Source organism: Caulobacter endophyticus (assembly GCF_029543245.1).
In the GTDB taxonomy this organism is placed as follows: Bacteria; Pseudomonadota; Alphaproteobacteria; order Caulobacterales; family Caulobacteraceae; genus Caulobacter; species Caulobacter endophyticus_A.
This window is the reverse complement of record NZ_JARQWV010000010.1, coordinates 101,067-124,327: the sequence shown is the minus strand read 5'-3', so window position 1 is coordinate 124,327 and position 23,261 is coordinate 101,067. Positions and strand designations below refer to the sequence as shown.

General features: G+C 68.8%; 25 protein-coding genes, 1 tRNA gene and 1 pseudogene. 13 read left to right on the top strand and 14 right to left on the bottom strand.

Annotated elements, in window-relative coordinates; translation table 11 throughout:
- Positions 1–45: 45 nt before the first annotated feature.
- Positions 46–135 (bottom strand) — tRNA-Ser (locus P7A99_RS11620).
- Positions 136–292: 157 nt separating this feature from the next.
- On the opposite strand from P7A99_RS11620, the gene msrA reads away from it, so the two are divergent.
- Both msrA and P7A99_RS11610 read left to right on the top strand, forming a co-directional pair.
- Positions 293–943: a peptide-methionine (S)-S-oxide reductase MsrA gene (gene msrA, locus P7A99_RS11615; protein ID WP_277794013.1), complete on the top strand. Its 651-nt coding sequence runs from the start codon at positions 293–295 to the stop codon at positions 941–943.
- Entirely contained in the window at positions 943–1,290 is a 348-nt protein-coding gene (locus P7A99_RS11610; RefSeq protein ID WP_277794012.1) for an MmcQ/YjbR family DNA-binding protein, read from the top strand. The genes msrA and P7A99_RS11610 overlap by 1 nt, the downstream gene beginning before the upstream one ends.
- A 132-nt stretch (positions 1,291–1,422) precedes the next feature.
- Here the strand turns inward: P7A99_RS11610 and P7A99_RS11605 are convergent, their stop codons facing one another.
- The 6 genes from P7A99_RS11605 to P7A99_RS11580 all read right to left on the bottom strand — a co-directional run bounded on the left by P7A99_RS11605 (position 1,423) and on the right by P7A99_RS11580 (position 5,513).
- On the bottom strand, positions 1,423–2,172 hold the full coding sequence (locus P7A99_RS11605) for a DUF599 domain-containing protein (protein WP_277794011.1): 750 nt from the start codon (positions 2,170–2,172) through the stop codon (positions 1,423–1,425).
- Between the two features lie 59 nt (positions 2,173–2,231).
- Positions 2,232–3,674 (bottom strand): MFS transporter, encoded by a 1,443-nt coding sequence (locus P7A99_RS11600; protein ID WP_277794010.1) that lies wholly within the window; start codon positions 3,672–3,674, stop codon positions 2,232–2,234.
- Between the two features lie 74 nt (positions 3,675–3,748).
- Positions 3,749–3,904, bottom strand: coding sequence for a DUF3309 family protein (locus P7A99_RS11595; protein ID WP_058347217.1), 156 nt, complete (start codon positions 3,902–3,904; stop codon positions 3,749–3,751).
- A gap of 101 nt (positions 3,905–4,005) precedes the next feature.
- A complete protein-coding gene (locus tag P7A99_RS11590; protein WP_109100849.1) occupies positions 4,006–4,398 on the bottom strand; it encodes a DUF983 domain-containing protein in 393 nt (130 codons plus the stop codon).
- A gap of 312 nt (positions 4,399–4,710) precedes the next feature.
- Complete coding sequence (locus P7A99_RS11585; RefSeq protein ID WP_101712307.1) at positions 4,711–4,845, bottom strand: entericidin A/B family lipoprotein; 135 nt, start codon at positions 4,843–4,845, stop codon at positions 4,711–4,713.
- Positions 4,846–4,949: 104 nt separating this feature from the next.
- A complete protein-coding gene (locus P7A99_RS11580; RefSeq protein ID WP_277794009.1) occupies positions 4,950–5,513 on the bottom strand; it encodes a beta/gamma crystallin-related protein in 564 nt (187 codons plus the stop codon).
- A 158-nt stretch (positions 5,514–5,671) separates the two neighbouring features.
- On the opposite strand from P7A99_RS11580, the gene P7A99_RS11575 reads away from it, so the two are divergent.
- From P7A99_RS11575 to P7A99_RS11565, 3 genes are all read left to right on the top strand, one after another.
- Complete coding sequence (locus P7A99_RS11575; protein ID WP_277794008.1) at positions 5,672–6,214, top strand: Ig-like domain-containing protein; 543 nt, start codon at positions 5,672–5,674, stop codon at positions 6,212–6,214.
- 84 nt (positions 6,215–6,298) lie between these two features.
- The gene (locus tag P7A99_RS11570; RefSeq protein WP_277794007.1) at positions 6,299–6,751 is read left to right on the top strand and encodes a hypothetical protein; all 453 of its coding nucleotides are present in this window, start codon (positions 6,299–6,301) and stop codon (positions 6,749–6,751) included.
- Between the two features lie 136 nt (positions 6,752–6,887).
- Complete coding sequence (locus tag P7A99_RS11565; RefSeq protein ID WP_277794006.1) at positions 6,888–7,268, top strand: DUF4282 domain-containing protein; 381 nt, start codon at positions 6,888–6,890, stop codon at positions 7,266–7,268.
- A 182-nt stretch (positions 7,269–7,450) separates the two neighbouring features.
- Here the strand turns inward: P7A99_RS11565 and P7A99_RS11560 are convergent, their stop codons facing one another.
- From P7A99_RS11560 to P7A99_RS11545, 4 genes are all read right to left on the bottom strand, one after another.
- Positions 7,451–8,509, bottom strand: coding sequence for an endo-1,4-beta-xylanase (locus P7A99_RS11560; protein WP_277794005.1), 1,059 nt, complete (start codon positions 8,507–8,509; stop codon positions 7,451–7,453).
- A 203-nt stretch (positions 8,510–8,712) separates the two neighbouring features.
- Positions 8,713–9,129 (bottom strand): flagellar export protein FliJ, encoded by a 417-nt coding sequence (locus tag P7A99_RS11555; RefSeq protein ID WP_277794004.1) that lies wholly within the window; start codon positions 9,127–9,129, stop codon positions 8,713–8,715.
- A 26-nt stretch (positions 9,130–9,155) separates the two neighbouring features.
- Positions 9,156–10,490 (bottom strand): flagellar protein export ATPase FliI, encoded by a 1,335-nt coding sequence (gene fliI / locus P7A99_RS11550; protein WP_058347208.1) that lies wholly within the window; start codon positions 10,488–10,490, stop codon positions 9,156–9,158.
- Positions 10,491–10,548: 58 nt separating this feature from the next.
- On the bottom strand, positions 10,549–11,559 hold the full coding sequence (locus tag P7A99_RS11545) for an alpha/beta hydrolase family protein (RefSeq protein ID WP_277794003.1): 1,011 nt from the start codon (positions 11,557–11,559) through the stop codon (positions 10,549–10,551).
- Between the two features lie 116 nt (positions 11,560–11,675).
- On the opposite strand from P7A99_RS11545, the gene P7A99_RS11540 reads away from it, so the two are divergent.
- The 3 genes from P7A99_RS11540 to P7A99_RS11530 all read left to right on the top strand — a co-directional run bounded on the left by P7A99_RS11540 (position 11,676) and on the right by P7A99_RS11530 (position 15,217).
- Positions 11,676–12,449 carry a LytTR family DNA-binding domain-containing protein gene (locus P7A99_RS11540; RefSeq protein WP_277794002.1) on the top strand — a complete coding sequence of 258 codons (774 nt, stop codon included), beginning with the start codon at positions 11,676–11,678 and terminating at the stop codon, positions 12,447–12,449.
- 406 nt (positions 12,450–12,855) lie between these two features.
- Entirely contained in the window at positions 12,856–13,551 is a 696-nt protein-coding gene (ctrA, locus tag P7A99_RS11535; RefSeq protein ID WP_058347205.1) for a response regulator transcription factor CtrA, read from the top strand.
- A 253-nt stretch (positions 13,552–13,804) separates the two neighbouring features.
- Positions 13,805–15,217 (top strand): M23 family metallopeptidase, encoded by a 1,413-nt coding sequence (locus tag P7A99_RS11530; RefSeq protein WP_277794001.1) that lies wholly within the window; start codon positions 13,805–13,807, stop codon positions 15,215–15,217.
- On the opposite strand, the gene P7A99_RS11525 is transcribed toward P7A99_RS11530, so the two are convergent.
- On the bottom strand, positions 15,214–17,328 hold the full coding sequence (locus P7A99_RS11525; RefSeq protein ID WP_277794000.1) for a phosphocholine-specific phospholipase C: 2,115 nt from the start codon (positions 17,326–17,328) through the stop codon (positions 15,214–15,216). The genes P7A99_RS11530 and P7A99_RS11525 overlap by 4 nt on opposite strands.
- Before the next feature lie 250 nt (positions 17,329–17,578).
- On the opposite strand from P7A99_RS11525, the gene P7A99_RS11520 reads away from it, so the two are divergent.
- Positions 17,579–18,460, top strand: coding sequence for a DMT family transporter (locus tag P7A99_RS11520; protein WP_277794072.1), 882 nt, complete (start codon positions 17,579–17,581; stop codon positions 18,458–18,460).
- Positions 18,461–18,659: 199 nt separating this feature from the next.
- Here the strand turns inward: P7A99_RS11520 and P7A99_RS11515 are convergent, their stop codons facing one another.
- Together P7A99_RS11515 and P7A99_RS11510 are read right to left on the bottom strand one after the other, a co-directional pair.
- Positions 18,660–19,766 (bottom strand): Zn-dependent alcohol dehydrogenase, encoded by a 1,107-nt coding sequence (locus P7A99_RS11515; protein ID WP_277793999.1) that lies wholly within the window; start codon positions 19,764–19,766, stop codon positions 18,660–18,662.
- A gap of 250 nt (positions 19,767–20,016) precedes the next feature.
- The gene (locus P7A99_RS11510; protein WP_277793998.1) at positions 20,017–20,487 is read right to left on the bottom strand and encodes a chemotaxis protein CheW; all 471 of its coding nucleotides are present in this window, start codon (positions 20,485–20,487) and stop codon (positions 20,017–20,019) included.
- A gap of 178 nt (positions 20,488–20,665) precedes the next feature.
- On the opposite strand from P7A99_RS11510, the gene P7A99_RS11505 reads away from it, so the two are divergent.
- From P7A99_RS11505 to P7A99_RS11490, 4 genes and pseudogenes are all read left to right on the top strand, one after another.
- Positions 20,666–21,058 carry a hypothetical protein gene (locus P7A99_RS11505; RefSeq protein WP_277793997.1) on the top strand — a complete coding sequence of 131 codons (393 nt, stop codon included), beginning with the start codon at positions 20,666–20,668 and terminating at the stop codon, positions 21,056–21,058.
- Positions 21,059–21,198: 140 nt separating this feature from the next.
- Positions 21,199–21,345, top strand: a pseudogene (locus P7A99_RS11500) (hypothetical protein); the annotation flags it as partial.
- Between the two features lie 222 nt (positions 21,346–21,567).
- Entirely contained in the window at positions 21,568–22,260 is a 693-nt protein-coding gene (locus P7A99_RS11495) for an MgtC/SapB family protein (protein WP_277793996.1), read from the top strand.
- A 55-nt stretch (positions 22,261–22,315) separates the two neighbouring features.
- On the top strand, positions 22,316–23,248 hold the full coding sequence (locus P7A99_RS11490) for a nucleoside hydrolase (protein ID WP_277793995.1): 933 nt from the start codon (positions 22,316–22,318) through the stop codon (positions 23,246–23,248).
- The last annotated feature ends 13 nt before the right edge of the window (positions 23,249–23,261 follow it).

Below are 23,261 nucleotides of genomic sequence, written 5' to 3'. Positions count from 1 at the left end.
GCGGCCACGAAACTCGACGGAACAGTGATTTCGAAGGGAAGGGCGTGGCGGTGAGAGAGGGATTCGAACCCTCGATAGAGTTTCCCCTATACACGCGTTCCAGGCGTGCGCCTTCAACCACTCGGCCACCTCACCAGCGCACTCGGGTCGGGGGCGGTTGAGACCCCCGGCGCGGGAAGGGGCGCAATATACTCAGGCAGCGACTCGTAGCAAGCGCCGTTACGGGATGAAAACGAGCCTGCGACGACTTATATCGGCGGGCAAGGAACTCCCGCCTCCGAAAGGCCCCGCCATGCTGTTCAAGAAAAGCCTCGAGATGCCCACCGTCGACACCGCCCTGCCGGGGCGCGAGGCGGCCATTCCGACCGCCCAGACCCACTTCGTCAACGGCGCCCAGCTGAAGGGCCCCTATGCCGACGGCCTGGAGACGGCCGTGTTCGCCATGGGCTGCTTCTGGGGCGTCGAGCGCGTGTTCTGGAAGGTGCCGGGCGTGCTGGTCACCGCCGCCGGCTACGCCGCGGGCATCACCCCGAACCCGACCTATGAAGAGGTCTGCTCGGGCCGCACCGGGCACACCGAAGTGGTGCTGGTGGTGTTCGACCCCAAGGTCGTCACCTACGAGGCCCTGCTGAAGGTGTTCTGGGAGAATCACGACCCGACCCAGGGCATGCGCCAGGGCAACGACATCGGCACCCAGTACCGCTCCGGCATCTACGCCACCAACGACGCCCAGGCCGCCGCCGCCGTGGCCAGCAAGGAAGCCTATCAGGTCGCCCTGTCGGCCAAGGGGCTGGGCGATATCACCACCGAGATCGCCGCCGCCGGCCCGTTCTACTTCGCCGAGGACTATCACCAGCAGTACCTGGCCAAGAACCCGGGCGGCTACTGTGGCATCGGCGGCACCGGCGTGACCTGCCCGATCGGCGTGGGCGTCGAGGCCTGATGACCCCCGAGGCCTTCCACGCCGCCGCCATGGCGCTGCCCGCGGCGACCATGACCGTCCAGTGGGGCGACGACCAGGTCTACAAGGTCGGCGACAAGATGTTCGCCGTCATGGGGCCGGGCGCCGCCCAGGGCGGGGTGTCGTTCAAGGTCTCGGACGTCGCCTTCGAGGTGCTGACCGAAACGGGGCGGGCCATTCCCGCCCCGTATCTCGCCCGCGCCAAGTGGGTGAAGCTGGACGACCTGGCCGCGTTCGACGACGCCGAGGTCGCCGACTGGCTGAAGAGCGCCCACGCGCTGGTTGCCGCCAAGCTGACGAAGAAGGTGCGGACGCAGCTGGGGCTCTAAGAGAAATCCTCCCCCTATGGGGGAGGTGGCCCGGAGGGCCGGAGGGGGGACGTTCTCAGCTTTTGCTGAGCGGGCCGACCTTCCCCCTCCGTCGCCTTTGGCGACACCTCCCCCTTCAGGGGGAGGATCTTATTAAATCCGATCCTCCGGCGGCTCCTCCGCCTTGCTCCGCATGTGCGGGCCGTGCACCACCGGCTGGCGCTCGAGGATCTGGCGGACCTTGCGCACGGCCACCGAGGCGCGGCTGCGGCGCTGGCGCCAGACCAGCAGGACCAACGCCCCGAGGCTGGCCGCCAGGAAGGCGTAGGGGCCCAGCAGCCAGGCGGCCGCCGCCAGGGCGAAATAGTAGCCGCGAACGCCCGCGTTGAACGCCGACAGGGCCGGATTGAGGATGCCGCCGGCGGCCTCGGCATATTCGGCCAGCACGGCCGGGGGCGACCAGACGGGCGTCGCGCCGATGGCGGCCAGGCAGTAGTTCATCTGGCGCAGCGCCCAGATGAAATCGAGCAGCCCCCGCGCCAGGGTCAGCAAAACGAGGCCCAGCTTGATCTGGAACATCACCGGCGTGGTCTCGGCCAGCACCTTCAGGCCTTCGACGCTTTTCAGCGCCGCGTCGCCGCCGAACAGCACGCCGGCCGCCGCGGCGATCAGGATCAGGTTCGACGAGGCGAAGAAGCTGGCCGAGTTGATGGCGTGGCCAAGAAGCTGGCCGTCCAGCAGGGCGACCTCGCGCACCGCCATCTCGGTCATCCACCGGCGGCGGATCACCGTCATGTCGGTGTTGATCAGGTTCTTGCCCTGGCCCAGGCGCCGCAGCAGCGGCTCGTAGAACAGCCAGGCGAAGACGAAGAGCCCGAGGGCCAGGATGTCGAGAATCGGCATGGTGGACGCTGCGAAGGAACGGGAGTCGACGACAGGGGATATCGGGCGGGGCGCGCGGGTCAATCCTCGGCGATGAGGCTGTGTCTTGCGGTGTCACGCAACAGGACCGAGACGACGAGGCCCACGGTCATGATCGCGGCGACATAGAGGTAGAAGCCGCTCTCGATCCCGCCGTGCTTGAAGGCCAGGCCGACCATCTCGGCGGTGCCGCCGAACAGCACGTTGGCCACGGCGTAGGGCAGGGCCACGCCGAGGGCGCGCACGTGGGCGGGAAAGAGCTCGGCCTTCACCACGGCGCTGATCGAGGTGTAGCCCGACTGGAAGGTCATGCCGACGATGATCAGGGCCAAAGCGACGCCGATGGAGTCGGTGGCGGCGATGCCGCTCATGATCGGCCAGATGGTCAGGGCCCCGCCGGCATAGGCGGCGATCAGCAGCGGCTTGCGGCCCACCTTGTCCGACAGCCAGCCGGCGATCGGCTGCATCAGCATGAAGACGATCATGCTGATGGCGCTGATCTCGGAGGCGGCGGCCTTGTCGAACCCGGCCGTGTTGACCAGGAACTTCTGCATGTACGTCGTGTAGACATAGAAGGTCAGCGAGCCGCCGGCGGTCAGGCCCATGATCATCAGGGTCTCGCGCGGGTGGCGGGCCAGCAGCGGCGCGATCAGTGTGGCGAAGAAGGCGACCAGGAAGGCGCCGGCCAGCACCTGGGGAACCAGGCCCGGCCGGGCCAGCACCCAGCCGCCGGCCGCCAGGGTCAGCACGAAGAACAGGCTGGCGAGGTTGCGTTGCGACTTGCCGATGCCCTCGGCCGGCTTGTCGGCGGCCTTGAACGAGGCGCTTTCGTCCAGGCCCCGGCGGATCCAGAACACCACCACGGCCAGCAGGGCGCCGATCACGAACGGGATGCGCCAGCCCCAGGCGGCCAGGTCGTCCTTGTGCAGCAGGCGTTGCAGGATGATCAGCACGGCCAGCGCAATCAGCTGGCCGGCGATCAGGGTCACATAGTGGAAGCTGGACCAGAAGCCGCGGCGGCTCCTGCCGGCCATCTCGCTCATATAGGTGGCGCTGGCGCCGTATTCGCCGCCCACCGACAGGCCTTGCAGCACGCGGGCGATCAGCAGAACGGCCGGGGCGAAGAGGCCGATGGTCTTGTAATCGGGCGTGACGGCGATGATCAGCGCCCCGGCGCACATCAGCGACACCGAGACGCTCAGGGCCGCACGGCGCCCCGAGCGGTCGGCGTAGTGGCCCATCAGCCAGGCCCCGACGGGGCGGGCCACGAACCCCAGGAAGAACACCGCCGCGGCCTGCAGCAGCTGCACGGTCTGATCGCCCTTGGGGAAGAAGTGCGGGGCGAAATAGAGGGTGAAGGCGGCGTAGGCGAACCAGTCGTACCATTCGACGAGATTGCCGGCCGACCCGCCGAGTATGGCCCGTGCGCGCTGCGCCGGGGTCAGGGTCACGGCGGCGGGCTGCGGCGCGGCGGCGTCGGTCATGCGGGCTCCCCTCGTCGGCCCTGGGCCGTTGGCAGAACCTTATGCGCGTTCGCCGCCGCGCTCCAAGAGCGGCGTCAGATCCTGCCGATGAGCACCAGGATAATGATGATCACCAGAACAAGGCCGAGACCGCCGCTGGGGAAATAGCCCCACGAGCGGCTGTGGCCCCAGGTGGGCAGGGCGCCGATCAGGGCCAGGATCAGGATGATGATGAGAATGGTGCCGAGCATTCGGGTCTCCCAGGTATGCCGGCGAACCGTGTTCGGTCCGCCTGGACTTCGGGGAGGGAATGCGGCCTGTGCGGCGACGGTTCCGCCGCCGCTAGTTCGCCTCAGCCGCCGGGGGCGTCCTCGGCCTTGCGCAGGCCGTTGGCCCACAGGGCCCCGATCACCGCGCCCTTGACCCGGGGCAGCAGCATCAGGGTCAGGGCCGCCAGCGGCAGGATGGTCAGCGGCGCGACCAGCCACGGCGAGGCCTGCCAGATGAACGGGAACAGCAGCAGCGGGGCCACGAACAGATGGCCGACGATCAGGATCGTGAAATAGGCGGGACCGTCGTCGGCGGGGTAGGCGGCCAGATGGTGGCCGCAGGCCTCGCAATCGAACTCGACCTTCAGGTAGCGCGAATACAGCTTGCCCTCGCCGCAGTTGGGGCAGCGATGGCGGACGCCTCTTTTCATGCCGGTCAGGACGCTGGGTACGGGTCGGTCGGTCATGGCGTCCATATGGCTCCGGCGACGCTTGGTGCAAATAGCACTTTCGGTCGCATGTGCGCTTTGGAAGCAGATATTCAGCCCTGAAATGGGCGATTGTCGAAAGACTTCATCCTCAGCGCGTGTCGCGTGCGAATGAATCTGCCGGCAAGGTTAATGGTGGGCGGCTTCCGGTTAAGCTTTAAACGTCGAACGTCGTCATGCGGATTTACTTGCCGCGACGCCGGAAACTCTGGGTCGCCATTGCGGCCAGGATGGGGCGAGCCGGCGCGCCTGCCCTGCGACAAAACGCCGGCCCCCTTTCGAGGTCTCTCGAGGCGAAGGCTATTTGGCGTCGCGAGCGGTGTCGGCGACCGCGCGGCCGGCGGCCGAGACGTCGCGGCCCACGCCTTCGATGGTGTTGCAGGCCGAGACCAGCAGGGCGGCCGCGGCGGCGGCGAGGACGATGATCTTGCGCATGGGCGTTTCCCCGAATGAAAAGGCGCGCGGAGCTTAGCCGCCCCGCGCGCCGCTTCAAGGTCGAGTTCTCGACCAAATTAGGGCGGGCGAAATCAGGTCCGAGATCAGCGGATCCGGCGGATCGAGCTGACGCGGTCGTTCATGTCGCGCGGGAAGACGCCCATGTCGGCCGACACCCGCCAGCAGCGGCCGCGGAAGTAGGCGTCGTCGCACAGCTCCCACTCGCCGCGACGGATCTGGATCGACGAGGCCTTGTCGTTGAAGCCGATCTGAACGAAGTCGGGCATGTCGCCGCGAACCTCGTAGGCGCGGCCGCCATAACCGGCGTGCTCGAACAGCACAGCGTCGGCGCCGCGGCCGCCGCCCCAACCGGAGCCGCCGGGACCGCCCGGACGACCGCCGCCGCGGACGCACACGAGGCGGCCGTCCTGGTTCTCCATCTCGCGGCAGTCGGCGCTGGCGCTCGACCATTGCCAGCGGCCGCGACGGTCACGGCACTCGGCGGTGATCTCGCCGCGGCGAACGTTGATGTTGCGGCAGCTCTGCTCGTAGGAGCCGCGGGGGCGCTCGTCATAGCGGTCGCCGCGGCCGGGACCTTGGGCGAGGGCGGGGGCGGCCGTGGCGGCGAGGGCGCTCGTCGCGGCGATCAGGGCGAGGGCGGTGCGCATGGCGAGGGTCTCCCGAAAGGCCGGCCTCGAAGCCGGTTGATGCGGCCAAGCTAGTATCGCGGCGCGTGAACGTCACCTGAATGAAAACCTTGTAACGAAAGGGCGACGTCGCCGAACGGCGCCTTGAGAAGGCCGCGCTTGATCGCCATTGTCAGGGCATGCGCACAGCCGTTCTCGCCCCTTCTGTCCTGGCCGTCCTCGCCGTCGCGGGGGGCGCGCTGGCGCAAGCGCCGCGACCCGAGCCGACCCCGGTGTCGCCGGTGACGGTCATGCCGCCGACCCTGCCGCCGAAGGTGACCGCCACCTGGCCGGCGGCCGGCGAGACGATCGCGCCGGGGATCCTGGTTCTGAAGGTCGGCTTCGATCAGAAGATGACGCCCGGAGCCTGGAACTACGCAGCGGGCTCAAGCGGCGAAAAGCCCGAATGCGTGCGTGCGCCGCGCCTGCTGAACGACGGCCGCACCTTCGTCCTGCTGTGCAGCACCAAGCCGGGCAAGAGCTATGCGGTCACCTTCAACGGCGTGCGCGAGGGCGGCTTCGCCAACGAGGCCGAGAACCCCGCGCTGACGGCGGAACTGGCGTTCACGACCAGCAAGGATCCGTCGGTCTACACCCTGAAGTCGGCGATGAAGGCGGCCGGGCTGAAGGACGACGAAGCCCCGATCCAGGAAGCGCCCAAGCTTGTCGCCACGACCCCGTGAGGTCGCGATCACGCGCTGTTTCGGAACCGTTACAAACCGACCTGCGTTGGTTGATCGGGCAGGGGCCCTCCGACGGAGCGCAATATGAAGACGAAGTTTGCTTACCTCGCCGCCGCCGCGACCCTTTCGCTGGCCGGCGCCGCCTACGCTCAAGACGCCACGCAGCCGCCGGCCGATCCGGCCGCCGCCTCGCAGCCTTCGACCACCAGCAGCACCACTTCGACCACCACCACCACGACCCCGGCTGACAGCAGCGCCGCGGCCGCCGGTCAGGCCGGTACGCCGTCTTCGGCCACTGTCTCGGGCGACGTCGCGGTCGGCACCGAGATCAAGGACCCCGCCGGCGCCGTCGTCGGCACGGTCAGCGGAACCTCGACGGGCGCCGACGGCTCGGCCAATGTCGTGGTCGCCAGCGGCGACAAGAAGTTCGCCCTGCCCAAGGCCAGCCTGAGCGCCGGCGCCGACGGCAGCGTGAGCACCACGGCCACCAAGGCCCAGATCGACGCGGCCCTGGCCGGCGCTGCGGCTCCGAAGTAACGGGTCCGCGTAACAGCGTCCCTTCTTCCGAACACGCACGAGGCCCGCCCGGCATTGCCGAGCGGGCCTCACGCTGCTAGCGATGCAGCGTAAACTTCGGCGGTCTCCGCCAGTCCGCTGACATGAGGTGTGTCGGATGGCTCCGGCCAGGAAATCCAAGGCGCGTGGTTCGGGCGCGCTGTTCTGGGATCTGTTGACCTTCGACCGACTGGTGACCGGGCCGGTTGTCCACCTGATCTACTGGGCGGGCCTGGGCGTCGTGGCCCTGTTCGCCTTTTCCGTCGTCGGCGCGGCCGTGGGCCTGGCGCTGAAGGAGCCGGGCGTTTCCTCGCTGCTGCTGGCCTTCCCGGTGCTGATCGCCGGCCTGCTGGTCGCCGCCGGCATGGTGCTGCTGTGGCGCGCCTTCTGCGAATTCTACGTCGCCGTCTTCCGCATCAGCGAAGACCTGCGCGCCCTGCGCCAGGCCAACGACGCCGACCACGCCGTAGCCAGCAGCGTTCGCGGTCCGGGCGGCTGAGGGCCGTGGATCCGGTTTCGCGCCGGGGCGGCTTCCAACTCCGTTAGATCCCCGCGCAGGCGGGGACCCAAGCCGATGTTCAGGATCTGGAACGGTCGAGCAGCCGTCTCCAACGCCGCTTGGATCCCCGCCTGCGCGGGGATGCTCGGAGATAATGGGCCTGTTTACGGGCCAGTGGGCGCCTAGCTCCGCCTGAACGCCTCCACTAGCGCCGCCGCGGCCGCCTTGGGGCGGCCGGCGTCGTCGAACGGCGCGGGAGCGTCCGACGCGTTCTCCTTCTTCAGCCACGAATCCTTGTCGCGCAGGCCCCACAGGGTGAAGGCGAACCGCTGGCGCTCGGGCAGGGCCATGAACGCCTCGGCCGCCTCGCCGTAGGTGCGGGCCTGGCGGCGCTCCAGCTCGGCGCGGCCCAGCAGCTTGTTGTCGGCGCGCACCAGCGACACGTCCAGTTCGGAGAGGTGGATCGGCAGGCCAAGGCTGGCCAGATCCTTCATCATGGTGGTGATCTCGCCGGGCCGGATGTCGGCGGCGACGTGCATCTGGGTGCCGATCCCGGTCAGCGGCGCGCCGGAGGCCAGCAGGCGCTCGGCCAGCTTCATGAAGGTGGCCCGCTTGCGGGGCATGTATTCGAGATTGTAGTCGTTGAGCAGCAGCGTCGCGCCGGGGTCGGCCTCGCGCGCCGTGCGGAAGGCGAGAGCGATGTGGTCGAAGTCGCCGAGGCGTTTGGACCAGAGGCTGGTTCGCCAGCCGTCGCCGTCTTCGGCCACGGCCTCGTTGACCACGTCCCAGCCGACCACCTTGCTGCGATAGCGTCCGGCCACGGCCAGGATGTAGTTGCGATAGGCCTGCTCGAAACTGACCCGGTTTTCGTCCAGCCGCTCGAAGGCCTCGGGGGCCTGGGCGTACCAGACCAGCACGTGGCCCAGCAGCGCCATGCCGTTGGCCTGGGCGAAGGCGGCGATCCTGTCGGGGGCGTCGAAGCGGAAAGAGCCGTCCGGCTGGACGATATATTCCATCTTCATCTGCCACTCGGGCGTTAGCTGATTGACCTGGCGGCGCAGCAAGTCGGCCAGGGCCGGATCGTCCAGGTGCAGGGCCTGGACCGAGGATCCGATCCGGAACGGCGAGACCGTCTTCAGCGGCGCCAGGTTGGCCGGGACCGGCTGACCTTGCGCCTTCTGGCCGCAGGCGGCCAGCGCCAGGCTGGAGCCGAGCACGGTGCGGCGTGAGACGTCGGACATCGTTTGCTCCCTGGCGATCGGCGCGAGGAAAGCACGGGGAGGTTGGGGAAGGGTGAACCGGATTATCCCTCTCCCCTTGCGGGAGAGGGTGGCCTCGCGGAGCGAGGTCGGGTGAGGGGTCTCTCAGAAGCTTGCGGAGAGGCCGTGCGACCCCTCATCCGTCGGCTGGCGCCGACACCTTCTCCCACAAGGGGAGAAGGAACCTATCGGCCCATCGCCGCGCGGCGCAGGCCCAGCTCGTCGAGCGCGGCCATTTCCAGCTTGCCGACCTTCTTCATCATCGCGACCTTGGCGGTCTCGGCGACGTGTTCGTACTTCTTGAGGTTCTCGAAGGCCATCGACAGGGCGTCGCGGGCGCCGGTTTCCTCAATGCCGATCTGGTCGATTTCCAGCAGGGTCTCGGCGCGGCGCACTTCCAGGCCCTTGCGGTAGCCGATCATGTACCAGCCGGCCGAGGCGTCGCCCTCGGCGTTGCGCATCTCGATCTCGGCTTCGGCGTCCATCGTGGCCAGGCGCATCTGCGCGGCTTCGCGGCGGTCGACCACCTCGGCCAGGCGCTTCTGCAGCGTCTCTACCTCGTGGTTCGAGATGCGGATCAGGGAGGCGGCCCACTTGGTCATGCTGGGTTACTCGACACGCTGGCGCTTCAGGCGGCGCTTTGGAGAATCTGGCCGAGGAAGTTGAACGAATCGTCAAGACTCGTGGCTTCGTCGGGGTTCTGGCTGAGGAAAGCCTCGACCGCCGGATTGAGCTGGATGGCCCGGTCGACAGTGGGGTCGGCGCCGGCGCGATAGGCGCCGATGCGGATCAGCTCTTCCATGTTGGAATAGGCCGACAGCACCTGGCGGGCGGATTTGACGATGTCGCGCTCGTGCGGCAGCTGGCAGCCCGGCATGGTCCGGCTGATCGACTTCAGCACGTTGATGGCCGGGAAGCGGCCGCGCTCGGCGATCGAACGCTCCATGACGATGTGGCCGTCGAGAATGCCGCGCGCGGCGTCGGCGATCGGTTCGTTGTGGTCGTCGCCGTCCACCAGCACGGTGAAGAGAGCGGTGATCGGGGCGGCCGTCGTGCCGTCGGCGCGAATGGGGCCGGGTCCAGCCCGCTCAAGGAGCTTGGGCAGTTCGGTGAATACGGTGGGGGTGTAGCCCTTGGTGGTCGGCGGCTCGCCGGCGGCCAGGCCGATCTCGCGCTGGGCCATGGCGAAGCGGGTCACCGAGTCCATCAGGCAGAGGACCTCCTGGTCCTGGTCGCGCAGGAACTCGGCGATGGCCAGGGTCATGTAGGCGGCCTGGCGGCGGGTCAGGGCCGGCTCGTCCGAGGTGGCGACCACGACGATGGCGCGGCGCAGGCCTTCCTCGCCCAGGGTCTCCTCGATGAACTCGCGCACCTCGCGGCCGCGTTCGCCGATCAGGCCGACGACGACGGCGTCGCAGGTGGCCTCTTTCGCCAGCATCGACAGCAGCACCGACTTGCCGACGCCGGAACCGGCGAAGATGCCCAGGCGCTGGCCGCGGCAGGTGGTGGTGAAGACGTTCATCGAGCGCACGCCCAGGTCCAGGCGCTCGCCCACCCGGCCGCGGGCGTGGGCCGGCGGCGGCGGGGTCTTCAGCGGATAGGGAACCTCGCCCTGCGGCAGGGGCCCGAGACCGTCGATCGGCTCGCCGAAAGCGTTGATGATGCGACCCAGCCAAGCCTTGGTCGGGCGCACGGTGGCGCCTTCGGGCATGATGCGGATCTCGGCGCCGGGGGCCACGCCCTCGACCGGGCCGAAGGGCATGAGCAAGGCGCGGGTCTCGCGGAAACCCACCACCTCGGCCGGCAGGGTCGGGGCGCCGATGCGCTCGATCTCGACCCGGGCGCCGACCGCCAGGCGCGTCAGGCCGCCGCGAGCCTCGATCAGGAGGCCGTTGACGGCCGCCACGCGTCCGAAGACGGTCAGCGGGTCAAGACGTTCGACGGCGGCGATGAGACTGCGCAAGACGGCTCCTTGGGCGACCCGCGCAGACTCGGCCATCATGGTTAATCGGGCATGAAATTCAGCGTTCGCCGACGCCCAGTTGGGTGGCGAAGAATGTCGCAACCCGGGCGTTGAAGTCGGCGTGAAAAGCCGCCCGATCGAAGCCCGGAGCGCTTGTGCACAAAGGCTGGGGCAACTGTTTGGCCGCCTGCGGCCCGCAGGGCGCCAGGAAGTCGAAATGTCGCGCCCCCGCAACGACGCGATAGTCGTGGGCGCTGGGCAGGGCGCGATGCACGGCCTCGGCGTAGTCGTCGCCCGGCAGGATCTCGTCGTCGGCGGCCTTCCACAGTTGCAGCGGCTGGGTGACGCCCTTCAGGCCCGGCTTGCCGAAGGTGAAGCCCAGCGCGGGCGCGGCGGAGACCACGGCCTTGATCCGCGCATCATGGGTCCAGCGCCCGGCCAGGGCGCCGGCCGGCAGCGGCTTGCCGGCGCTGAGACGGCAGTCGTAGTTGGCCGGATGTTTCAGGCAGTGCTCGGGGAAGGTCGCCGCCAGGTTCGGTTCGCCGCCGGCGGCCGCCAGCACCGTGAAGCCGCCCGACGAGAAGCCGAAGGCGCCGACCTTGGCCGGGTCGAGCCGCGCGTGCATCGGCGAGGCGTCCAGCATGTAGCCGATCAGCACGGAAAGCTGGCGGGGGCGCTCGGCCATGTCCAGCGCCCGGCTCTGGTCGCGGTAGTTGTCGCCGGTGTGGGTCAGGGCGGCGACGGCGAAGCCCTTCTTCACCAGCGCGGCGGCGGTGTCGTAGTGGCCGCCGAACCAGCCGCCGTTGCCGTGGGACATGACCACCAGCGGCAGGGTCTTACCCGAGATCGGCGCGCCGGCGGCGACGGGCAGGCTCTCCATGCCGCCGGCCGGGGCGGTCTCGGGCGTGTCGGTGGGGTACCAGACCCCGACCTCGATCGGCGGGCCGGCGGGATCGGGCGCGGACAGGCGCATGAAGCCGACATGGGGTTCGGCAGCCCAGGTGGGGGTGGAGACCGCTCCGGCGAAGGCGAGGGTGGCGAGCAGGGCGAGAAGGCGAGGGGAACGCATGGAGAGCTCCGGTTGGCGATGACCCTCGATTGCGGCCCGATCCCTTGCGCCGCCACGCTTCATGCGTGAACGGGCGAATGGGTTCGCCAAGCGGCGAACGGCGCTATAGATCGGCCATGACCGCAAAGCCGCCCATCCTGGGAACTGCCCGCGAATGGGCGATCGACCTTTCCGTCGCCACGGCGGTGGGGGTGTTCCTGGGCGTGGTCGGACCGTTCGGCAGCTACTTCAACGGCCCCGTCCTCGCGCGCGCGTTCTATTGGGCGGGGTGCTTCTGGGCCGGGGTGGTGATCTTCGGCCTTTCGATCCGCCTGGCGATCGTCGCCGCTGAACGGCTGAAGGTTCCGGCCTGGCTGATGGTCGGCGGGGCGATCCTGATCGGTTGCGGTTTGCAGACGGCGATCGTGGCGCCGCTGGCCTCGACCCTGTGGCCGTTCCTCAAGTCGCTGTCGCTGCTGGACTGGTACGGCCAGTGCCTGGCGATCTCGGCGCCGATCGCGGCGGGCTTTACCTATCTTCGTGCGCGCCTGCAGGCCGCGCGGGTGGTTCCCGTGATCCCGGGCGCGCCGGCCGAGCCGGCGCTCGTTCCCTCGAGCGTCCTCTATCTGAAGATGGAGGACCACTATGTTCGCGTACGGACCGAAACCGGCTCGCGGCTGGAGGCCGGACCGCTGGCGCGGGTGCTGGCGGGGCTGTCGGGCCTGGACGGTCTGCAGGTGCACCGCTCGTGGTGGGTGGCCCGGCGCGCCGTCGTCGGGGTCGAGCGGGACGGCCGCAACCTGCGCCTGCGGCTGGTCGACGGCGAGGCCGCGCCGATCGCACGGGCCTCGGTGGCCCGCCTGCGGGCGGCCGGATGGCTGACCGATGGGGAATCGGCCGCGACCGGGTGACGCGGAGATCGCCCGCTCAAGCTTTCGAGCGCATGCGGTCCGCACGCGGAAGGCGAAAAAATGGGTCGAAAATTCCAGCGACAGAACGCCGCAATCTCGCCCTAAAGACGAACGGAGCCTTGAGGCTTCTTAACGCGGTAACGGCGTCCGATCCCCTGTTAACCCTTGGGTTTGCTGGCTTTTCACCATGCCAAGGCGCAGCTTGAAAACCGCCTGCGGCCAATGTGCACAACGGTTTTCTGGGCGCTTGCACCCGATTCGCAAATCATATTAACCATTTCGCCAGACGACGCGTTCACCATTAACCAGTCTTAAATTAACTGTCCGCCAGATTGGTGGACGGGTTTCACCGGCGGTTGTCCGCCTAGCTGTCGAATAAGCGCCGCCTCATGGCGGGGAGGGTTTCATGCGGGTACTGTTGATCGAGGATGACAGCGCCACCGCGCAGACGATCGAGCTGATGCTGAAGTCGGAAGGCTTCAACGTCTACACGACCGACCTGGGCGAAGAAGGCGTCGACCTGGGCAAGATCTATGACTACGACCTGATCCTGCTCGACCTGAACCTTCCCGACATGAGCGGCATCGACGTGCTGCGCACCCTGCGCGTGGCCAAGGTCAACACGCCGATCATGATCCTGTCGGGCACGGCCGAAATCGACACGAAGGTTAAGACCTTCGCCGGCGGCGCCGACGACTACATGACCAAGCCCTTCCACAAGGACGAGATGATCGCCCGCATCCATGCGGTGGTCCGTCGTTCGAAGGGTCACGCCCAGTCGGTCATCAAGACCGGCGACATCATCGTCAACCTGGACGCCAAGACGGTGGAAGTGAACGGCAACCGCGTTCACCTGACCGGCAAGGAATACCAGATGCTGGAGCTGCTCTCCCTGCGCAAGGGCACGACCCTGACCAAGGAGATGTTCCTCAACCACCTGTACGGCGGCATGGACGAGCCGGAACTGAAGATCATCGACGTCTTCATCTGCAAGCTGCGCAAGAAGCTGGCGGCCTCGGCCCAGGGCAAGCACCACATCGAAACCGTCTGGGGCCGCGGCTACGTGCTGCGCGACCCGAACGAGCAGGTCAGCGCCGCCTGATTTTTCGCTCGCGCGAAACCCGAAATTCGACAGAAGACGCCCGCTGCTCGCAGCGGGCGTTTTTCTTTTTCCGGCTCTCGTTTTCCGAGCCGGGACAACGGGTTAACCATATCCGTGACAAAACGTCCAAAGCACCGGATAGTCCTTGATCGGCGGCCCCTGCGCCGTCATGTTCCGGCCCGACGATTGCTGGGGGGCTTCCCGGCAGTGCCGTTCCTGTACGAAAACGGCATCGCTACCGAACGGGGGACCGATGCAGGAATTTGATCCGCGACGCCCGACGATGCGTCTCGCGCCGCGGCTGTTCACCGCTGTCGCCGGTCTGGCCGCTCTGGCGCTGGGCTGGAAGCTGACGGCGGGCGACGCGCCGCAAGCCGTGGTCGCCACCCATGCGCCGCTGGACGCGGCCGCCATGGTGGCGCTGCAGCACGTGGCCTTCGCGCAGGCCGAAGCCCAGCCCGGCTTCGACCGTCCCGAAACCGTTTCCGTAAAGGTCCGTCCCGGCGAGACCCTGCAAGGCGCCGTGCAGCGCTCGGGCGTCGGCGCCGACGAGGCCAACCAGGTGGTCAGCACGCTGCAAAGCGCCATGGACACCGTCAACATCAAGGCCGGCATGGCCTTCGAGGCCGCCATCGCCCGTCGCCGCGACAACGACCGCGGCCCGGCCCGCCTGGTCGGCCTGTCGATGCGCACCAGCCCGTCCTCGACCGTCACCGTGTCGCGCACCTTCGACGGCGCGCTGAAGCTGCGCGAGATCGAGGAAGAGGTCCGCGACGAGACCAAGGTTTCCTGCGGCGCCATGAACGGCTCGTTCTACGAGAGCGTGGCGGCCGTCGGCGGCAGCCCGGCGGTGATCAGCCAGGCGGCCAAGCTGTTCTCGCACAAGATCGACTTCTCGCGCGACATCAAGGACGGCGACCAGTTCTGCCTGGTGTTCGACCGCAAGGTCACCGAGAGCGGCCGCACCATCGAGGCCGGCGACCTGGAGTACGCCGAGGTCAAGGGCCAGCGCTTCTACGCCTTCGAGCGCGACGGCAAGACCCAGTTCTTCGACGAGAGCGGCAAGAACATCAAAGGCTTCCTGCTGCGCACCCCGGTCGACGGGGCCCGCATCACCTCGACCTTCGGCATGCGCCGCCACCCGATCCTGGGCTATGCCCGCGGCCACAAGGGCGTCGACTTTGGCGCCGGCACCGGCACCCCGATCCTCGCCGCCGGCGACGGCGTGGTGCTGGAGGCCAAGCGCTGGGCCGGCTACGGCAACTGGCTGCGCATCCGGCACGCCGGCAACTGGGATACCGGCTACGCCCACATCTCGCGCTACGCCAAGGGCATCCGTCCGGGCATGCGCGTCTCGCAGGGCCAGGTCGTGGCCTATGTCGGCTCGACCGGCATGTCGACCGGCCCGCACCTGCACTACGAGGTCTGGCTGAACGGTCAGCGCGTCAACCCGATCGGCGCCAAGGTGCCGCAGGGCACGGTGCTGTCGGGCGGCGAGCTGGCGGCGTTCAAGGCCAAGAAGGCCCGCGTCGACACCCTGCTGGCTCAGGCCGGCCGTGAGGACAGCAACTACGCCCAGGCCTCCAACGCGACCGCATCCAGCAAGGACACTCCGCGCCTGGCCCTGGCCGAGCTGAAGTCGCCCAATACGAGCCGGCTGCGCTAGCGCGACAGCGGGGCCGACCCGCCCATCAACGGATCGCTGTGCGAGTGTCGGCCCGACTCCGCGCGTCCCACGGCGCGGCGGCGCCAGGACGGGCGCTCTTCGCAGCGGGCCGACAGGTCGTACCAGTCGGCGCCCGTCGGCCATTCGCGGTTCCGCGTCTCGCCCGCCGCCAGCGTCACCGTCCAGGGCTTGGGCCTCAGCAAGCCGGCCGGCTCGATGGTCACCGTGCGCGCCTCCGAACTGGTGTTGTAGAGGGCCATCGCCACCGTCTTCCCGTTGAGGTTGGGGACGATCAGCCATTCCAGCCCGTCGGACGGCTCGCCCGCATAGTGTCGGTGGAAGCTGTTGGGGCCTAGCAGCCACAGGTCGTAGGCGCCTGCCGGCCAGGCGTCCTTGAGCTGTCCGCCCGCGCCCAGGGTGTAGCGGCGCGGCGGCTGGTCCAGGCGCAGGCGGTCATAGACGTGCAGCACGGCCCCGGCGGCGCCGGGATTGTTCAGGAGCAGGCTCGCCGCCCCGTCGCCGATCCTGGCGTACACCTCCAGTCGGTAGGGCAATGCGCGCGAGTAGCGCGTGCCGATTTCCTGATAGGGCGCCCGGACCGCGGCCGGCGTCGGCGGGGTCGTGGTGTTCTTCTTGCGGGCGGCGAAGCGCGCCGCCTTGGCCAGGGTCTGCATGTCCAGCATCGCGGCAGGCGGGTCGGCGTTCGGCGTCGCGAAGTTGAAGCACGAGGTCAGGTCGCCGCACACTGCTCGCCGCCAGGGCGAGATGTTGGGCTCGGCCACGCCGAAGCGGGTTTCCAGGAAGCGGATCACCGAGGTGTGGTCGAAGACCTCGCTGTTGACCCAGCCGCCTCGGCTCCAGGGCGAGATCACGTACATCGGCACCCGCGGGCCCAGGCCGTAGGGGCGGCCCATCAGGTCGTCACGCTCGGCCTTGGCCTCGGTCGGATTGCGCACGAGGTGATACTCGCCGGCCGTATCCACGGTCGAACCGCCCAGTTCCTTGCCGGCGGCGTCGCGCGACGGCGGGGCGGGCGGCGGGACGTGGTCGAAGAAGCCGTCGTTCTCGTCGAACATCACCAGCAGCGCCGTTCGCGACCAGACCTTGCTGTTCAGGGTCAGGGCGTCGAGCACCCGGGCCAGGTAGAAGGCGCCTTGGGCCGGGCTGGACGGGCCCGGATGCTCGGAGTCGGCGGCCGGGGCGATGATCCACGAGACCTGGGGCAGGCGCCCGGACAGCACGTCCTGGCGCAGCCCGTCCAGATGCCAGGTCGACAGGGCCAGGTCCTTGAGCCGCTGATCCGAGCCGGGGGCGCCGGCATGGGCGGCGCGATAGGCCGCGAACCCCGCCAGCGGGTTGTCGGTGAAGTTGTCGGCCATGTCCTGGTAGATGCGCCAGCTGACGCCCGCTTCCAGCAGCCGTTCGGGATAGGTGGTCCAGCGATAGGACTCCGCCGCGCCGCCCTTGTCCGGAAAATCGTCGTGCGAGTTCGAGATCGACGGCCCGCTGGCCTGGCCCGCGCCGTCGTTGGTTCCGCTCCACAGGAACAGGCGGTTGGTGTTGGTGCCGGTCTGGGTCGAGCAGTGATAGGCGTCACACAGGGTGAATTCCTGGGCCAGGGCGTACTGGAAGGGGATTTCGGCCTTGGTGTAGTAGCCCATGGAGTGGGGCCGCTTGGCGACCGGCCAGCGGTCCATGCGCCCCTCGTCCCAGGCGTCCTGGGCGTCGGCCCAGCCATGCGGCGTGCCCTCGACGCGGATCAGGTCGCCAAACGGACCGGTGCTGAGCGCGAAGGGCGCGATCACGTCGGGGCCGCCCTGCTGGCCATAGGCCTGGAGGAACGCCGTGCCGTCCTTGCGTCCGGGCGCATCGCGCACCGGAACGGGGAAACGGTCGCCGAAGCCGCGCACCCCGGCCATGGCCCCGAAATAGTGGTCGAAGCTGCGGTTCTCCTGCATCAGGATCACCACGTGCTCCACGTCCTGAATCGTGCCCGTGCGGTCGTCGGCGTCGATCGCGGCGGCGCGGGCCAGGGTCGAGGCGAGGAAGGTCGGCAGGGCGCCGGCGGCGGCCCCGCCCAGCAGCAGGCCGCGGCGATCGATGTCGGACAAGGCGAATCTCCCCCTCTGGAGCACTGCCGGTAGCATGTCGCGCCTGGCGATCTCGTGACAGCGCGCACAAGGGCGGCCCCGCGGTTGAAGCCCGGCGGCGAGGAGCCTAGAAGCGGGGCGCAGACATAATCGCCGCCCCGCTTTCCGTGGGGCGGCGATGCTTTTTCCGACAAGGCCCGCCCCCGTGACTTCGCCCAGCGTGACCTCGCCCCGCGTCGATCTCTACCGTGATCGCCGCTTCGTCATCGGCATGGCGGTGCTGTGCTGCCTGCTGTGGGGCAGCGCCTTTCCGGCGGTGAAGGCCGGCTATGCGATGCTGCACGTGGCCAAGACCGACACGGCCGCCCAGATGCTGTTCGCCGGCTGGCGCTTCCTGGCGGCCGGCGCGATCCTGCTGGTGCTGGCCGGCCTGACCGGCAAGTCGCTGGTCCCGCCGCGCGACCAGGCGCCCAAGGTGGTGGCTCTGGGGATCGTCCAGACCACGGTGCAGTACGTCTTCTTCTATATCGGCCTGGCCCACGCCACCGGCGTGAAGTCGTCGATCATGAACTCCACCGGCGCCTTCTTCGGCGTGATCCTGGCCCATTTCCTCTACGCCAACGACCGCCTGACCCGGCGCAAGGCGCTTGGCTGCCTGCTGGGTTTCCTGGGCGTGCTGGCGGTGAATCTGGGCGGAAAGGGCCTGGATTTCGAGTTCAGCCTGCTGGGCGAAGGCTTCGTGGTCATCGCCGCCTTCGTGCTGGCCGCCGCCGGCATCTGGGGCAAGACCATCTCGCAGAAGATGGACGCCATGGTCATGACCGGCTGGCAGCTGGCCATCGGCGGTGGGGCCCTGCTGGCGATCGGCTTCGCCTTCGGCGGCCGGCTGGAGGGCTTCGACATCCGCTCGCTGGCCCTGCTGGCCTACATGGCCGGCCTGTCGGCGGCCGCCTTCGCCCTCTGGAGCCTGCTCCTGAAGCACAACCCGGTGGGCATGCTGGCGGTGTTCAACTTCCTGATCCCGGTGTTCGGGGTGCTGCTGTCGGCGCTCTTCCTGCACGAGCCGGTGCTGGCCTGGAAGAACGCCGCCGCCCTGGCCCTGGTCTGCGCGGGAATCTGGCTGGTGACGCGGAAGGGACGGAAAAGAGCGTAGACCCCTCTCTCTTTGAGAGAGGGAGGGACCCGCCGCGAAGCGGTGGGAGGGTGAGAGGTTTCACCGTTGGCCGGGAAACCCCTCGAACCTGCAGCGCTGACTGGTGGCGCCCGATCGTCGCGCTAGTCGGACAGGCTGAAACCTCTCACCCTCCCATGGCTCCGCCATGGGCCCCTCCCTCTCTCTCAGAGAGAGGGATTTAATTGTCGAACACGATCACCGACCTGGCCAGTTCGCCTCGCTTCAGCTCCTCGAAGGCGTCGTTGACGTCTTCCAGCTTGATGCGCCGGGCGATCAGCTCGTCGAGCTTCAGCTTGCCGTTCATGTAGAAGTCGACGAAGCGCGGCATGTCGACCGGGAAGCGGTTGGAACCCATGTAGCTGCCCTGGATCTTCTTCTCGCCGAGGAAGTCGGGGCCGTGCAGCTCGATCATCGTGCCGACCGGGATCATGCCGATGATGTTGGCCGTGCCGCCCCGGCGCAGCATCTTGAACGACTGCTCGGCGGTGACCTTCAGGCCGATGGCCTCGAAGCTGTGGTGGACGCCGCCGCTGGTCAGTTCCTGCACCTGCTTGACCACGTCGCCGTCATTGGCGTCGATCACGTCCGTCGCGCCGAAAGTGCGGGCCAGGGCCAGCTTCGAGGGCTGGCGGTCGATCGCGATGATCCGGCCCGCGCCGGCGATGGCCGCGCCGTTGATGGTGGCCAGGCCCACGCCGCCGCAGCCGATGACGGCCACGGTCTCGCCCGGCTGGACCTTGGACGTGTGGATCACCGCGCCGATGCCGGTGGTCACCGAGCAGCCGATCAGGGCGGCGCGGTCGAACGGCATGTCCTTGCGGATGGCCACGCACGCATGCTCGTGCACCAGCATCAGTTCGGCGAAGGACGACAGGTTCAGGAACTGGGCCATCGGGCCGCGCCCGTTTGCGGCGCTCAGGTCTTCCTTGAAGAGACGCGGCTCCGAACCCTTCGGCCGCTTGGTCTCCGAGCTGGTGCACAGGCTCATGTGGCCGGTGAGGCAGACCTCGCAGTGGCCGCAATAGACCGACAGGCAGGTGATGACATGGTCGCCGACCTTGACGGTGCGCACCTCGTCGCCGACCGCCTCGACGATCCCGGCGCTCTCGTGGCCCAGCACGGCGGGCAGGGGGTGGGGGTAGGAGCCTTCGACGAAGTGCAGGTCGGAGTGGCAGACGCCGGCGGCCTTGGTGCGGATCAGCACCTCGCGCGGGCCCGGCTTGCCGATGGCCACGTTCTCGATGACGAGGGGCTTGCCCACCTCGCGCAGCACCGCAGCCTTCATCCGCTCGTCTCCCGCTTTATGGTTGTGCGGCAGACCCTAGCCCCGGCGGAGGGGCGAGCGGAAGAGGCTATCGAAACATTTGTTTGAAGGGGGCGTCGGCGCCAAACCTGATCCTGCTTCCCTGGGCCTCGTGCCCAGGGCCCATCGTTCAGCCGCTCAGATCTTTCAGGACGGACGAGGTCTGAGCGGTCGCCGGCATGGGCCCTCGCCACAGGGGCGAGGCAAGCGAAAGAAAGAGACGTTTGAAACCCTAGGCCGCCAGGTCGATCGGGCGCTCGGGCAGGATGGCGTCGACGGTCAGCAGAACCACCATGGCGGTTTCGGTGGTGATCACGGCCGAGACCAGGGCCGAGGCTTCGTCGCCGACCGACGGCGGCGGGCTGATCTGGCTGGCTTCGACGATGAAGCTGTCGCACACGGCGTCGACCAGCAGGCCGGCCACGTCGCGGCCGTTCTCGACGACGATGATCACCTGGCGCGGACCGTCCTGGGCCGGACCCTTGCCGAGGCGGGCCGACAGGTCGATGACCGGCATCACCTGGCCGCGCAGGTTGATGACGCCGCGCACGTGCGGCGGGGCGTCGGGCAGCGGGGTGGGGGGCGTGACGCCGCGGATCTCGCGAACCGTGCCGACCGGCACGCAATAGGTCTGGGCGCCGACCTCGAACGACAGCACCTGCAGGGCTTCGCCGGGGGTATAGGCCGTGTTGTTGCTCGACATCGCTTTCGTCCGCCTTCGTCGCGTCGATGGCCTTCTGGCCACGTTCGAGCAAAAGCATCGCCCAGAAAGGTGAACAAAAAAGGCGCCTTGGCGCAGCTTTCCACCTGACAGCTTCGTTCACACGGGGTTCAGGCGCGGACGCGCAGGCTTGGGACAAGCTTTTCCGAAGGAGGCCGCCATGGCTTTCAAACCGCTCAAGATCTTCGGGGGCGCCGCCGCCGGCCTCGCCGCCCTGACCATGATCGCCGCCAGCACCCAGGCCTCGGCCGACGACTGGCGCCGCCACCGCCACCGTGATCGCGGCAACGACGCCGCGGCCGCCGCCATTGTCGGCGGCATCGTGGGCCTGGCCATCGGCTCGTCGCTGAACAACGACCGCCGTGACCGGGGTTATTACGACCGCGGCTATTACGGCCGTCCGGCCTATGGCTACGACTACGGCTATCGCGCCCCGCCGCCGCGCTATGGTTATGGCTACGGCTACGGCCGCCGCCACCGCAGCGACTGTTGGACCACCCGTGACTACGACCGCTACAGCGGCTCGGTCTACGAACGCACGGTCTGCCGCTAAGGCCGCTTCAGCCCCGGCGCCGAATCCTCGGCGCCGGGGCTTGCCACTGAGAACAAAAAATGAACATTGTGGCGCCTCCGGTTCCTGAAGAGGCCAGTCCCATGTCCGCCGCCGCCATCGTTCCCGACCGCCAGGAAGTGGCCCTGGCCGCACTGCTGGGCGCCTGGCGCACCCTTCGCGCCGCCGGCCTGGAGGAGGCCGAAGTCCAGGCCCTGTTCCTCCAGATCGCCGACCGCCCCGAGGACGTCGCCCGCCGCCTGCGCAAGATGGTCAACGGCTTCAGCTGATTTTTCGGGGGCGCGCGCATCCGTCCGGCGACGGCCGCCGTAGCTGTGAACATGGAGGCGGCGTCCACGTGAGGGCGCCGCCCTGCCGCGCGCCCGCCGACCCCCGTCCCCCACCCTGGAGGCGGGCGAGCCGGGGTTCCTTCCGCCTCTTTCCCCCGTTGGAGGCGGAAGGGCCTTGGGCGAGCCGGCGAACCTCTTGCCCCGCTTGGCCGTTTCACCGCCATGGACGGCGCTTCCCTGCAATATGTGCTGCCCGTGCTGGGCGCCCTGGCCGCCGGGGCGGTGGTCGGGTTCGAGCGCGAGTACCGCTCGCGTCCCGCCGGCCTGCGCACCCACATGCTGGTGTCGCTGGCCTCGGCCCTGCTGATGCTGGCGGCCGTGCACCAGCTGAAATGGATGGGCGACACGCCGCTGGAGACGGTGCGCATCGATCCCGTCCGCATGGCCCATGGGGTGCTGACCGGCGTCGGCTTCCTGTGCGGCGGCGTCATCTTCCAGCAGGGCGTTTCGGTGCACGGCCTGACGACCGCGGCCTCGCTGTGGATCACCTCGGCGCTGGGCATGCTGTTTGGCATGGCGCTGTACGACCTGGCGATCGCCGGCACGGTGCTCAGCGTCGTGGTGCTCAGCGCCGCCCGCTGGCTGGACCGCCACATGCCGCAGAAGAACTATGCCGAGATCGCCGTGCGCTTTCGCCGCGACGCCCTGGTCGACGAGGCGCAACTGCGCGGGCTTCTTGCGATCTATGAGCTGGAAGGGGGGCGCATCAATCAGCGCCTGATCGGCGGCGGGACCCTGTTCGAGCTGGCCGGCTCGTTCTCGGGCAAGGGAACCCTGCGGCTGGGCGAACTGGCCCGGCGCCTGGAGGAAGACCAGCGCGTGGTCGAGTTCGACATCCTGCCCAGAAAGGACTGAACGACGCTCGCCGACGGCTTCCGGGCGCGCCCGCTGATCGGCTATGATCGCGGCCATGGCGCTTCGTCTGCACATCGACACCGACTGCGGCGTGGACGACGCTCTCGCCCTGGCCCTGCTGGCGCGGGCGCGCGAGGCCGTCGAGGTGGGCTCGGTCTCGGCCGTGTTCGGCAACACCTATGTCGACCAGGCCGCCGCCAACGCCCGGGGCGTGCTGCGTCTCGCCGGCTGCGCGGCCGAGGTCTATATCGGCGCCGGCGCGGGGCTGGCCCGGCGTCGGGTCGAGCGGATGCGCCCGGCCCACGGTCCGGACGGCCTGAACGGCGCCGGCTTTTCCCAGCGCTGGAAGCTGCCCGAACTGGATCGCGGCCACGGCGTCAGCCTGCTGGCCTTCCTGGCGCGGCGACGGGTGAAGGGCCTGTTCCTGGGGCCGCTGACCAATCTGGCGCTGGGCCTGCTGGACGATCCGGCCGCCTTTCGTGGTTGGTCGCCGACGATCATGGCCGGCGCCTTCGCGGTGCAGGGCAAGGCCGCCGGCGGAGCCGACTTCAACAGCTGGAGCGATCCCGAGGCCCTGGCCCGGATCCTGGAGGCGGGGGTCAGGCCGCGCCTCGTGCCGCTGGACGTCACCAGTCTGGTCACCATCACCGCCGCCGACCTCGACAGCGGCGCGCGCTGCTGCGGCAGCCCGCTGTCGGCGCGGCTGAGCCGGGCGGCCGGGCCCTATATCGCCTTCCACCAGAAGGCCTGGAGCGCGGAGGGCTGTCACCCGCATGACGCCGTCGCCGCCGCCAGCCTGGTGTCGCCCGAGGCCTTCACCTTCGAGCCGGCGCGCCTGCGCGTGGTCTTGGATGGCGACCGCCAGGGCCGCATCGAGCGCGTCGAGGGCGAGCCCAACGCCGAGGTCTGCGTGTCGGTGGACGCCCCGGCGGTGCGGGCGCTGATCCTCAAGGCCCTGTTCGGCTGGGTGGAGATGGCGGGGGTGTAGTGGGGGCGGAAAC